We start from the raw sequence: 13,131 nt of genomic DNA, 5'->3' as shown, positions 1-13,131 counted from the left end.
CATCTTATAAAGTTAGTCAGCACTAATGACGCTAGTTTTATGATTTTAGTCACGGCTAAGTAAGTCGGCTAAACCCTACCTAATGATATTAAAACAATTACCTATATTTTAACCCTTACCCAAGGAACCCTGTTCCATGTTAGAAAAACTGTTTAAATTAAAAGAGCACAACACCAACCTGAAGCAAGAAGCGATTGCAGGCCTAACGACATTTTTAACCATGGCATACATTATTTTTGTTAACCCAATGATGTTAGCTGACGCAGGAATGGATCACGGCGCAGTATTTGTTGCCACTTGTTTAGCCGCTGCAGTGGGTTGTTTGGTGATGGGGTTGTTAGCCAATTACCCTATTGCGTTGGCGCCTGGTATGGGGTTGAATGCCTTTTTTACTTACACCGTCGTCGGTGAGATGGGCTATAGCTGGGAAACTGCATTAGGTGCGGTGTTTATGTCTGGCGTGTGTTTTTTAATTCTATCGCTGGTGAAAATCCGTGAGTGGATTGTTAACAGTATCCCGATGTCATTACGTTTTGGTATTGCTGCGGGTATTGGGTTATTTTTAGCGCTTATTGGTCTTAAAAGTGCCGGTATTGTGGTTGCCAGTCCTGCGACATTAGTGACAATGGGAGACATTACGTCATTCCCTGCGATGATGGCGGCATTAGGGTTTTTCTTGATTATTGCGATGGTACAACGCGGCTTAAAAGCGGCGGTTATCTTCAGCATTTTAATTGTGACAGTATTAGGTTTGTTGTTTGGCGATGTGCAATATAACGGCTTGGTTTCATTACCGCCGTCGATTGCGCCGACTTTTATGAAAATGGACTTGTCTAGCGTGCTTGAAGTGAGCATGTTGTCGGTTATTTTCGCCTTCTTATTTGTCGACCTATTTGATACCTCTGGCACGTTAGTGGCGGTGGCTCAACGTGGTGGTCTACTCGATGAAAAAGGTCGTTTACCACGGGTTAAACGTGCGTTAACGGCAGACAGTGTGGCAACCATTGCTGGTGCTGCATTAGGTACATCAACCACCACCAGTTACATTGAAAGTACTGCAGGCGTGAGTGCTGGCGGGCGTACCGGTTTAACCGCTGTTATTGTCGGATTGCTGTTTATTGCGGCATTATTTATTTCGCCTTTAGCAGGTATGGTGCCAGCTTATGCTACGGCTGGAACATTGTTTTACGTTGCTATTTTAATGATGTCAGGCTTAGTTAATGTTGAGTGGGAAGATTTAACCGAAGCGGCGCCTGTTGTCGTGACATGTCTACTTATGCCATTAACATTTTCTATCGCTAATGCCATTGGCTTAGGTTTTATCTCTTACGCGGTGATCAAATTGTTGACCGGTCGCTTTAAAGATTTGAACTCTGGCATTTTAGTGGTTGCGGCATTATTTATGGTTAAATTTGCTTATAGCTAATCTCACCATTAATAGCATTATGTTGTGAGCTTAAGGCATCACAATTAACTTAAGGGGCCTTTGGCCCCTTTTTTATGACTTAAAAATAAAAAATACCCTGTATTAGCGGCTTTCACTATGAATTATTCATTTTATTGGGTATAAAAATAATTCGAGTTTTTTAGTTAACTGAGTGAAGTCATGGGTTATCGGCGTGTGGTGGTGAAGTTGGGTACAAGTGTGTTGACATCGGGCAGTAAAAAGCTCGATAAGGCGCATATGGTGGAATTAGCAAGGCAAATGGCCATGTTAATGCGTGCAGGCGTAGAGGTGGTATTGTGTACTTCTGGTGCGATAGCTGCTGGACGTGAACATCTTCAATACCCGGTATTCCCCGACACCATGGCCAATAAGCAATTACTGGCCGCAGTAGGCCAAAGTCAGTTGATTTTAGCCTGGTCACAACTGTTTAGTATTTACGGTTTGCATGTGGGGCAATTATTACTGACCCGTGCCGATCTGCAAGACCGTGAACGCTACCTTAATGCGCGTGATACGTTAAATGCGTTATTAGCTCATAATATCATCCCAATTATTAATGAAAATGATGCCGTGGCGACCAATGAAATTAAAGTTGGTGATAACGATAACTTATCGGCACGTGCGGCTTTGCTATGTGATGCTGATTTACTGATTTTATTGACCGATCAAAAAGGCTTGTTTGATGCCGATCCTCGCACGAATCCTGATGCACAATTGATTAAGCAAGTGGCCAATATTGATGACAGTTTACGTTTATTAGCTGGCGGCTCAGTGTCGGGTTTAGGCACTGGCGGTATGGCGACAAAACTTGAAGCGGCCGATATTGCTCGCCGTGCGGGTATCGAAGTGGTGATTGCGTCTGGTCATCACCCAGATGTGATTGCCAAAGTTGCTGCCCGTGAATCTGTTGGTACGCATTTTAGTGCTATCGAAAATCCGTTAGAAAGCCGTAAACAGTGGATTTTAGCGGGGCCGGCCACTCAAGGTAAGTTGATTATTGATGCGGGCGCTTCAGTTGCAGTTGTGGCAAATGGGCGTAGTTTATTGTCCAAAGGGATCATCGCAGTAGAAGGTAAGTTTGAACGTGGAGCAACCTTGTTAATCGTTGATCAAAAAGGAAAAGTATTGGCCAAAGGAATAAGCCGATACTGTGCTAACGATTTAACTAAAATTAGTGGCAAGCACTCAAATGATATTGAGCCTTTGCTAGGTTATGACTACGGAGATGCCATCATTCATCGTAATGATATGGTTGTACTCGATAATTAAGGATAAGCATATGTCTGCCACAGAAACAGAATATTTAACCCAACTAGGCCAGCGCGCTAAAACCGCTAGTTTTACGTTAGCGGCATTATCGGCCAAGCAAAAATCGGCTTTGTTAACCGAAATAGCCCATCAGTTGGGCGAGCATAAAGAGCAAATATTACACGCTAACGCGCAAGATGTTGCCAATGCGAAACGTAATGGTTTAACCGAGGCGATGATCGACCGGTTAATGCTTGATGAAGGCCGTTTAGCGGGCATTATTGCTGATATTGATAACGTGATAGCACTTGCCGACCCCGTTGGAAATGAAGCTGAAAGTCGCGTGCTTGATAACGGCTTACGGTTAACACGTCGTAGTGTGCCATTAGGTGTGGTTGGGGTTATTTACGAAGCTCGGCCAAATGTTACCGTCGACATTGCAGTGCTAGCGCTTAAAACCGGTAATGCTGTTATTTTACGCGGTGGTAAAGAAACGCTTACATCAAATAAAGTATTAAGTGACGTCATCCGCTCTGCGTTAGTCAACCAAAAATTACCTCAAGATGCAGTACAGCTCATTGACTCGCCCGACAGAAGCATTGTTAGCGGTTTACTGCGCTTAGATAAATACGTCGACATGATTATTCCTCGTGGCGGGCAAAACTTGCAGCGTTTATGTGCCGAGCAGTCGAGCATCCCGGTTATTCTAGGCGGCATTGGTATTTGTCATTTGTTTGTCGATAAACAGGCAGACTTGGTGCGGGCGATTGATGTTATCGCCAATGCCAAAGTACAACGTCCTACCGTGTGTAATGCATTGGATACCTTATTAGTTCATCAACATATTGCTGCAGAATTTATCCCTAATATTGCATCGCATCTTCATTCGCTAGGCGTGCGTTTTCACGCTTGTGCTCATGCATTACCGTATTTAGAGGGCTTAGGTTTTGATGTGACACCGGCCCACGATGAATCTTTTTCAACTGAGTGGTTATCGCTAACCTTAGGCATAAGAGTGGTGAACGATATCGACGCAGCTGTTGAGCACATTAGGCAGTATTCGAGTGGTCACTCTGAGGCGATTTTAACTGACGATATTCATGCCGCAGCGCATTTTATGAATCAAGTTGATTCAGCTGCCGTCTATGTCAATGCAAGTACTCGTTTTACCGATGGTTCTCAATTTGGTTTAGGTGCAGAAGTCGCGGTGAGTACGCAAAAGTTACATGCTCGTGGCCCGATGGCGCTCGATGCATTAACCACTTATAAGTGGCTGGCCTGGGGCGATTACACTAGCAGGCCATAAAACGTAATTAACCCATAATATAAGGGCGCTGTTTAGCGCTCTTATATTTTATGGTGTAAAAGGCTGCTTATAAGTTGTAAATAAGGTGGCTAGGTGTGGCTGGGAGGGTAAAACGCTCATAGGTCGTTAATAACCAAATGATGAAAAAAGCACAAGTCATTAGCATTGCCACAATACGAAAAGCTTGAGCGTACTCCATGACATAAGTAAAAAAGCGGCGTTGTACCTTATTGGTCATATAAGTTGCGATGAGGGCAAATACACATAAATACATTGCAGGGTATTGGGTGCTAGAAACGCCATAGCACTTTTCATAGGCCATGATCAGGCCAACAATCGTTAAGATAACAATTCTTATTTGTCGTTCAGTCTTGTCACTAAAGTTCCATCTTGGCAGTCCCATTGCCGCATATCCTCTTCTTGCGCTTGATCTTTTTTTTTCCTACATCTTGTTATAACTCTGATACCGTTTTTTATCAAACATTTAGCCGTATAAGTCCCTAAAATTCATTTTGCGTGAAAACTAAATCGATGCCGAAAGCCTTTAGTCGAGGCTATACGATACTCATAATGCTTACGGTAATAGATTTCTCGATATATAAGCAAAATGGCATAAATTTTTTATCAATACCCTTGTAATTCATTTTGCTGTCCCAATATAGGTATCAAGGCTGATATGAGTGGCTAAATGTGAACCGCAAATTTACCAACCCAAAGGTTGAAAAATACGTAGTTCATCCCCATATCAACATCAAATAACATATTTGTGACGTAATAGCGTCAATTCTGGAGGACCCCATGGGCAAAATTATTGGTATCGACTTAGGCACGACAAACTCTTGTGTGGCTGTCCTTGATGGCGGCAAAGCACGCGTAATTGAAAACGCAGAGGGCGACCGTACAACGCCTTCAATCATCGCATATACCGATGACGAAACGATTGTTGGCCAACCAGCAAAGCGTCAAGCAGTGACTAACCCTGCAAACACATTCTTTGCTATTAAGCGTTTAATCGGTCGTCGTTTTAAAGATGACGAAGTTCAGCGCGATGTAAACATCATGCCATTCAAAATTATCGCAGCAGATAATGGCGATGCATGGGTTGAATCTCGTGGTAACAAAATGGCTCCACCACAAGTATCTGCTGAAATCTTGAAAAAGATGAAAAAGACGGCAGAAGACTTTTTAGGTGAAGAAGTAACAGAAGCGGTAATTACTGTTCCTGCATACTTTAACGATTCACAGCGTCAAGCAACGAAAGATGCTGGCCGTATCGCAGGTCTTGATGTTAAGCGTATTATCAACGAGCCAACAGCGGCTGCGTTAGCATACGGTATCGATAAGAAGCAAGGCGACAACATTGTTGCTGTATACGATTTAGGTGGTGGTACATTCGATATCTCTATCATCGAAATCGACAGCAATGATGGCGACCAAACATTTGAAGTATTAGCAACCAATGGTGACACTCACTTAGGTGGCGAAGACTTCGACAACCGTATGATCAACTATTTAGCTGATGAATTCAAAAAAGACCAGGGCTTGGATCTTCGTAAAGATCCTTTAGCAATGCAACGTTTGAAAGAAGCGGCTGAAAAAGCAAAAATCGAACTTTCAAGCACTAACCACACTGAAGTTAACTTGCCTTACATCACTGCTGATGCAACAGGTCCTAAGCACTTAGTGGTTAAAATTACTCGTGCTAAGTTAGAGTCATTGGTTGAAGATTTAATTCAACGTACATTAGAGCCACTAAAAGTTGCACTTGCTGATGCTGATCTAAAAGTCACTGACATCAACGAAGTGATTTTAGTGGGTGGCCAGACTCGTATGCCTAAAGTACAAGAGGCGGTAACAAACTTCTTCGGCAAAGAGCCTCGTAAAGACGTTAACCCAGATGAAGCTGTTGCAGTAGGCGCAGCCATTCAAGCTGGCGTACTTTCTGGTGAAGTGAAAGACGTACTACTACTTGACGTTACACCGTTATCATTTGGTATCGAAACCATGGGTAGCGTAATGACTAAGCTTATCGAGAAGAACACCACTATCCCGACTAAAGCGAGCCAAACGTTCTCTACCGCTGATGACAATCAAAATGCAGTAACGATTCATGTACTTCAAGGTGAGCGTAAGCAAGCTAGCTACAACAAATCTCTAGGTCAATTTAACCTAGACGGTATTGAGCCAGCACCACGTGGTCAACCACAAATTGAAGTGGCTTTCGACATCGACGCAGACGGTATCTTAAAAGTATCTGCAACCGATAAGAAAACCGGTAAAGCGCAAAACATCACCATTAAAGCTAACTCTGGTCTATCAGACGAAGAAGTAGAACAAATGGTACGTGACGCTGAAGCTCACGCTGACGAAGATGCGAAATTTGAAGAGTTAGTTAAAGCACGTAACCAAGCTGATGGCTTAGTACACGCAACTAAGAAACAAGTTGAAGAAGCGGGCGACGATTTAGCCAGCGACGAAAAAGAAAAGATTGAAGCGGCTATTGCCGAGCTAGAAACGGCTATCAAAGGCAAAGATAAAGAAGCAATGGACACAGCAACTCAGGCGCTTATCGAAGCATCTGCTAAGTTAATGGAAATTGCTCAAGCTAAAGCACAAGCTCAAGGCGGTGCAGATGGCCAAGCACAAGATGCTGGTCAATCAAAACCTGCTGATGATGTTGTTGATGCTGAGTTCGAAGAAGTTAAAGACGACAAAAAGTAATTAACAATTTCAGTTAGTTACCATTAAAGCGGGCGTTGAGGCTATCCTCACACGCCCGTTTGTATAAATTGAATTTAACAATTTACTCACACCTTCGAGAAACAGAACACTATGTCAAAGCGTGATTATTACGAAGTTCTCGGTGTTGGACGTGACACCAGTGAACGCGAAATTAAAAAAGCGTACAAGCGCTTAGCGATGAAGTTTCACCCAGACCGTAATCCGGGTGACAAAGCCGCAGAAGCCAGCTTTAAAGAAATTAAAGAAGCGTACGAAATTTTAACCGACAGCGACAAGAAAGCAGCTTATGACCAATTTGGTCACGCTGGCGTTGATCCTAACCGTGGTGGACACGGCGGTGGTCAAGGTGATTTCGGCGATATCTTTGGTGATGTATTCGGTGACATCTTTGGTGGTGGACGCCGTGGTGGCGGACAACGTCAAGCTGCGCGCGGCAGCGATTTACGTTACAACTTAGAGTTGTCTTTAGAAGAAGCCGTACGTGGCTTAACGAAAGAGTTACGTATTCCAACATTGGCCGCGTGTGATCTGTGTGATGGCAGCGGTGCTAAAAAAGGCAGTTCGGCGACCACTTGTGGTACATGTCATGGCCAAGGCCAAGTACAAATGCGCCAGGGCTTTTTTGCGGTACAGCAAGCCTGTCCTACTTGTCATGGTCGCGGTAAAATTATCAAAGACCCATGTGGCAAGTGTCATGGCGAAGGCCGTGTTGAAAAGAGCAAAACCTTGTCAGTTAAGATCCCTGCAGGGGTTGATACTGGTGACCGTATCCGTTTGACCGGCGAAGGTGAAGCGGGTGAGTTTGGCGCACCACCGGGCGATTTATACGTTCAGGTCAGTGTGCGTGAACACGCAATCTTTACCCGCGATGCCAACAACTTATACTGTGAAGTGCCCATTTCATTCAGTAAAGCGGCGTTAGGTGGCGAGATTGAAGTGCCTACACTAGACGGTAAAGTGAGCCTTAAAATTCCAACAGAAACCCAAACAGGGCGTATGTTCCGTTTACGCGGTAAAGGCGTTAAGTCGGTCCGCAGCCACGCAGTAGGTGACTTGCTGTGTAAAGTGGTGATGGAAACTCCGGTTAACTTGAATGAAAAACAAAAAGAGTTATTGCGTGAGTTTGAAGCGACATTAACGGGCGAATCAAAAAAACACAGTCCAAAAGCTGAAGGTTTTTTTGATGGCGTAAAAAAGTTCTTTCAAGACTTAAACAGTTAATCGCGAACTCTTAGCGACCATGTTAAAGGCTGTTTACTTTGGTAAGCAGCCTTTTTTATTGCCGTGTACAATGGGTACTCTTAGGTTTGTTATTATTAGGCGTTATCAATGTTATTTTCTCAATTCTCACTCAGCGCTGCGTTATTGAAAGCCTTACCTAGCAGTATTACTGAACCAAGTCGTATTCAACAATTAGCTATCCCTGCCATATTGGCAGGGCAAGATGTGTTGGCTTTAGCCCAAACAGGCAGCGGTAAAACCTATGCATATGGTTTACCTATTTTGCAGCATATTAGTCAGCAAGGTATTTCAGGTTTATCTGCAGTGGTCGTGGTTCCAACCAGAGAGCTTGCTGCACAAGTTATGCAAGACTTAACCCCATTAGCTCACGCATTAAATTTACAGGTTGATGTTGTGTGCGGCGGTGAAGCGATTGAGTTGCAACTTGAGCGATTAAGCGCGCCTGTTCATGTGATTGTGGCCACTCCTGGGCGGTTACTGGCGTTAATACAACAAGGTGTTATTCCGTGTAGCAAAGTGCACAGTGTGGTACTCGATGAAGCCGACAGATTACTGGACATGGGCTTTATTCATGACATTAATGCCATCATTACGGCGATGCCCGCTGGGCAGCGATTATTGTTTTCGGCCACGATGCCTGCTGCATTAAATGAGTTAGCCGAGCAATTATTGTCAAAAGAGAGTGTGCGTATTGAAGCTCAGGTACTTAACAGTGCAGTCGATGATATTGCTCAGACGGTTTATCACGTTAATAAAGGCAGTAAAGCCCAAGCGTTAATACAGTTAATTACACTAAATAATTGGCAACAAGTCTTGGTGTTTGTGAATGCCAAAGATGAAGCCGATGGCTTATGTAAAAAACTACTCAAGGCCGGAATTACTGCGGCCGCACTGCACGGCGATAAAGAACAAACGCAGCGTAGCCAAACATTAGCCTTGTTCAAAAATAAGCAACTTAATGTGTTAGTGGCTACCGACGTGCTCGCGCGTGGTATTCATATTGATGCGCTACCTGTCGTGATTAATATGACATTGCCAGCGCAAGCTGCTGTTTACGTGCATCGTATAGGGCGTACTGCGCGAGCAGGGCTTAGTGGTGTTGCGGTATCGTTAGTGAGTCATGCAGAAATGGATTACCTAGAAGCGATAAGAGCATTAACAGCCCTATTATTACCTTTAAATGAACTTGCCGGTTTTATTGTGACAGATAAACCAGTGAGTGATAACAGCAAGCGAGCGCCACGCGATAAACAAGCCAATCGTCGTACGGCGAACAAACACAGCAAAAGTGATTTTAGCAAACGTAAACCAGCAAGATAGTAGGTTTACGCGTTTATTGCAGTGATGCAATCGCCATTGGTAATAGTATAAAATAACTGAATTACGGATTGAGTTTGGCTCAATACATGTTAAAGGACGATACCATGAAACCACTTGCACTAACTTTATTAGTATCCGTTTTATTGGCGGGGTGTGTGAATAACCAATCACCGACCGGACGTGGACAGACATTACTGTTTTCTGATGCTCAAATGCAACAGATGGGGGCTCAGTCGTTTGATACGATGAAACAAAGCGAGAAAATCAGCCAAAATAAAGCCCAAACAGACTACGTTAATTGCGTTGTAAAACGTATCGTTGCGGTACTGCCTGATCAATCTCAACAATGGGATGTGGTGTTGTTTGAATCAGACCAAGTCAATGCATTTGCTTTGCCGGGTGGCCATATTGGTGTGTACACAGGTCTGCTCAAGGTGGCGAGTAATCAAGACCAACTCGCAACCGTTATGGGCCATGAAGTTGCGCACGTATTAGCCCAGCATGGTAACGAGCAGGTATCACGGGCACAACTAACAGGTTTAGGGATGCAAGTGGCCGACGCTGCTATTGGTGTGTCGGGCGTAGCCAATAAAGATTTGTATATGGCAGCATTAGGATTAGGGGCAAATGTGGGTATTATTTTACCTTTTGGCCGTAATCAAGAATCAGAAGCCGATATCGTTGGCTTAGAGTTAATGGCCAAGGCTGGCTTTAACCCTGCCCAGAGTATTAGTTTATGGCAAAACATGGCCAAGGCGGGTGGAGCGCAAGGCCCAGAGTTACTTTCAACTCACCCATCTCACAGCCATCGTATTGAAGACTTACAAGCGGCTCAAAATCAAGTGATGCCACTTTATACACAGGCAAGAAAACAGTCTTTGACTGAGTGTAAAATTGCTCAAGTTAAATAGCACTTTTTGCCAACATGGGAGTAGATTATTGTGATAAACTCTTGTGCGAATTTTTAATGAATTATTGAGAGAAACTTTATTATGTCAGATTTGTTCAGCACTATGGAACAGCATGCAAGCTACGGTGTAGGTCGTCAAATGGGCGAGCAACTAGCAGCAAACTCTTTTGAAGGTATTGATATCCCTGCTGTCCAAGCTGGTCTTGCTGATGCATTTGCCGGTACAGAAAGCCAAGTAACAATGGAAGAGTTACAAGTGGCCTTTACTGAAATCAGCCGTCGTTTACAAGAAGCACAAGAAGCGGCTTCTGCAGCGGCGACTGCTGAAGGCGATGCATTTTTAGCTGAAAACGCAAAGCGTGATGGCGTAACCGTGACTGAGTCTGGTCTTCAATATGAAGTATTAGTACAAGGTGATGGCGAAAAGCCAACCTATGAGTCAACTGTACGTACTCATTACCACGGTACATTCCTTAACGGTGACGTATTCGACAGTTCAGTGACTCGTGGTCAACCTGCTGAGTTCCCAGTATCGGGTGTTATTGCCGGTTGGACTGAAGCGCTACAGTTAATGCCTGTTGGCACTAAGCTTAAATTATATGTACCACATCACTTGGCTTACGGTGAGCGTGGCGCGGGTGCTTCAATCCCGCCTTACTCGGCTTTGGTTTTCGAAGTTGAGTTGTTAGACATTATCTAATACGTTAAAACGCCTAAGTTAACTTAGGCGTTTTTGTATAAGCCATTTTTCATTCAACACTGGGAGAAGTTTATGACTGCTAAAGTGAGAATTGCTGTTGTGGGTGCCAGTGGCCGTATGGGCCGTACACTGATTGAATCAGCTAAACAGCAAGAGCTTATAGTGCTTGGTGCTGCTATTGATCGCACGGGTTCAAGCTTATTAGGTGTTGATGCTGGTGAACTGGCTGGTGTTGGGACGATGAATGTCGCGATCACTGATTCACTTGATTTGGTTGTTAACGACTTTGACGTGCTGATTGATTTTACTTCTCCTGAATCATCTATTGTCCATATCGATTGGTGTGCTAAAAATCGCAAAGCCATTGTTATTGGTACTACCGGTTTTAATCATGCTCAAAAAGAGCAAATTAATGCTTATTCTGAACAAGTGCCAGTGGTACTTGCACCGAATATGTCGGTCGGCGTAAACGTGATGTGGAAGTTGCTCGCACTGGCTACACAAGTGATGGGTGATTATACGGATATCGAAATAATCGAAGCGCATCATCGTCATAAAAAAGATGCACCGTCAGGTACAGCATTAAAAATGGGCGAGGTCATTGCTGAAGTATTAGGCCGAGATTTAGAAGAATGTGCTGTTTATGGCCGTGAAGGTATTACCGGTGAACGTGACCGTAATACCATAGGTTTTGCGACTGTTCGTGCTGGTGATATTGTGGGTGAACATACCGCAATCTTCGCAGACATAGGCGAACGGCTAGAAATAACCCATAAAGCATCGAGTCGGATGACTTTTGCTAATGGGGCGATGAGAGCGGCTTTTTGGCTCTCAGATCAAGATGCTGGTCTTTACGACATGCAGCAAGTTCTTGGATTGCATTAACCTTAAAAAACACCTATTGCTGGTGTTTTTTTTTGAAAACAATCCGACAAAATATAGACGTAAATGCTAATTTCTTATACAATCGCTAGAATTTGTCAAAATTTCGTAATTTAACGAAAATTGGTATTTTAGTTAAAAACAAAAACACTTAATTTCAGTGGCTTGGCTCTTTTCTGGAGGTCGCGTTGACACAGTCTGCCTTACTCGTACTCGAAGACGGAACCGTATTCTCTGGCACATCAATTGGTGCTACCGGTATGTCTGTTGGTGAAGTGGTATTTAATACTTCAATGACAGGTTATCAAGAGATTCTTACGGATCCTTCATATTCACGCCAAATAGTAACATTAACCTATCCTCACATCGGTAACACTGGTACCAATGAAGAAGACACAGAATCAGATTCGGTTCATGCATGTGGCTTAATCATTCGTGACTTACCGCTTATGGCGAGTAATTTCCGCAATACACAATCATTAAGCGATTATTTAAAAGCGAATAATGTTGTTGGTATTGCCGATATAGATACTCGCAAACTAACTCGAATTTTGCGTGAAAAAGGTGCTCAAGCCGGTTGTATTATGGTGGGTGACCTAGATGAAGCGAAAGCATTGGCGGCCGCTAAAGCCTTCCCAGGCCTAAAGGGCATGGACTTAGCAAAAGAAGTGACTACCGACAAAGCCTATCAATGGCGTAACGGTAGCTGGAAATTAGTCGGTGGTTTACCGTCTGATACGCCAGCGTCTGAACTTAAATATAAAGTTGTGGCTTATGACTATGGCGTAAAACGTAATATTTTGCGCATGCTGGTTGACCGTGGTTGCGATGTGACCGTTGTTCCGGCGAAAACTTCTGCCGCAGACGTACTTGCAATGAACCCTGATGGGGTCTTTTTATCAAATGGTCCAGGCGATCCTGAACCATGTGATTATGCCATCACTGCGATTCAAGAAATCCTAAAAACTGAGGTACCCGTTTTTGGTATCTGTTTAGGTCACCAATTATTAGCGTTAGCTTCAGGTGCGAAAACCTTAAAAATGAAATTTGGTCACCATGGTGCAAACCATCCAGTGAGCAACATTGAAAAGGGCAACGTGATGATCACCAGTCAAAACCATGGTTTTGCTGCAGATGAAACCACATTACCTGCCAACATTAAGGTCACTCACAAATCGTTATTTGATGGTTCACTTCAAGGTATTCATTTAACAGATAAGCCTGCGTTTAGCTTCCAGGGTCACCCTGAAGCAAGCCCTGGCCCAAATGATGCCGCGCCACTGTTCGATCATTTCATCGAGCTTATTGAACAATACCGTCAGCACGCTAAGTAA

General features: G+C 43.8%; 11 protein-coding genes. 10 read left to right on the top strand and 1 reads right to left on the bottom strand.

The features are described 5' to 3' along the window. The first annotated feature begins 136 nt into the window (after positions 1 to 136). The 3 genes from ACROAE_RS00980 (at position 137) to ACROAE_RS00970 (ending at position 4,001) form a co-directional block, all read left to right on the top strand. Positions 137 to 1,426, top strand: a complete 1,290-nt coding sequence (locus tag ACROAE_RS00980) for an NCS2 family permease (RefSeq protein ID WP_432399052.1) — start codon at positions 137 to 139, stop codon at positions 1,424 to 1,426. 180 nt (positions 1,427 to 1,606) lie between these two features. Further along, positions 1,607 to 2,716, top strand: a complete 1,110-nt coding sequence (gene proB / locus ACROAE_RS00975) for a glutamate 5-kinase (protein WP_432399051.1) — start codon at positions 1,607 to 1,609, stop codon at positions 2,714 to 2,716. 10 nt (positions 2,717 to 2,726) lie between these two features. After that, the gene (locus ACROAE_RS00970) at positions 2,727 to 4,001 is read left to right on the top strand and encodes a glutamate-5-semialdehyde dehydrogenase (RefSeq protein ID WP_432399050.1); all 1,275 of its coding nucleotides are present in this window, start codon (positions 2,727 to 2,729) and stop codon (positions 3,999 to 4,001) included. A gap of 67 nt (positions 4,002 to 4,068) precedes the next feature. Here the strand turns inward: ACROAE_RS00970 and ACROAE_RS00965 are convergent, their stop codons facing one another. Further along, the gene (locus ACROAE_RS00965) at positions 4,069 to 4,404 is read right to left on the bottom strand and encodes a hypothetical protein (protein WP_432399049.1); all 336 of its coding nucleotides are present in this window, start codon (positions 4,402 to 4,404) and stop codon (positions 4,069 to 4,071) included. Between the two features lie 395 nt (positions 4,405 to 4,799). Between ACROAE_RS00965 and dnaK the strand changes: the two genes are divergently transcribed. The 7 genes from dnaK to carA all read left to right on the top strand — a co-directional run bounded on the left by dnaK (position 4,800) and on the right by carA (position 13,131). Then, the gene (dnaK, locus tag ACROAE_RS00960; protein ID WP_432399048.1) at positions 4,800 to 6,722 is read left to right on the top strand and encodes a molecular chaperone DnaK; all 1,923 of its coding nucleotides are present in this window, start codon (positions 4,800 to 4,802) and stop codon (positions 6,720 to 6,722) included. Positions 6,723 to 6,833: 111 nt separating this feature from the next. Further along, a complete protein-coding gene (gene dnaJ, locus ACROAE_RS00955; protein ID WP_160055296.1) occupies positions 6,834 to 7,964 on the top strand; it encodes a molecular chaperone DnaJ in 1,131 nt (376 codons plus the stop codon). A gap of 108 nt (positions 7,965 to 8,072) precedes the next feature. Then, on the top strand, positions 8,073 to 9,305 hold the full coding sequence (locus ACROAE_RS00950) for a DEAD/DEAH box helicase (protein ID WP_432399047.1): 1,233 nt from the start codon (positions 8,073 to 8,075) through the stop codon (positions 9,303 to 9,305). 104 nt (positions 9,306 to 9,409) lie between these two features. Further along, positions 9,410 to 10,216, top strand: a complete 807-nt coding sequence (locus ACROAE_RS00945) for a M48 family metallopeptidase (RefSeq protein ID WP_432399046.1) — start codon at positions 9,410 to 9,412, stop codon at positions 10,214 to 10,216. A gap of 81 nt (positions 10,217 to 10,297) precedes the next feature. After that, positions 10,298 to 10,915 (top strand): FKBP-type peptidyl-prolyl cis-trans isomerase, encoded by a 618-nt coding sequence (locus tag ACROAE_RS00940; protein WP_432399045.1) that lies wholly within the window; start codon positions 10,298 to 10,300, stop codon positions 10,913 to 10,915. Between the two features lie 72 nt (positions 10,916 to 10,987). Beyond that, on the top strand, positions 10,988 to 11,800 hold the full coding sequence (gene dapB / locus ACROAE_RS00935; protein ID WP_432399043.1) for a 4-hydroxy-tetrahydrodipicolinate reductase: 813 nt from the start codon (positions 10,988 to 10,990) through the stop codon (positions 11,798 to 11,800). 173 nt (positions 11,801 to 11,973) lie between these two features. After that, entirely contained in the window at positions 11,974 to 13,131 is a 1,158-nt protein-coding gene (gene carA / locus ACROAE_RS00930) for a glutamine-hydrolyzing carbamoyl-phosphate synthase small subunit (RefSeq protein ID WP_432399209.1), read from the top strand.

Source organism: Shewanella sp. MF05960 (assembly GCF_050849305.1).
GTDB lineage: Bacteria > Pseudomonadota > Gammaproteobacteria > Enterobacterales > Shewanellaceae > Shewanella.
This window is presented reverse-complemented; position numbering and strand designations above follow the sequence as displayed.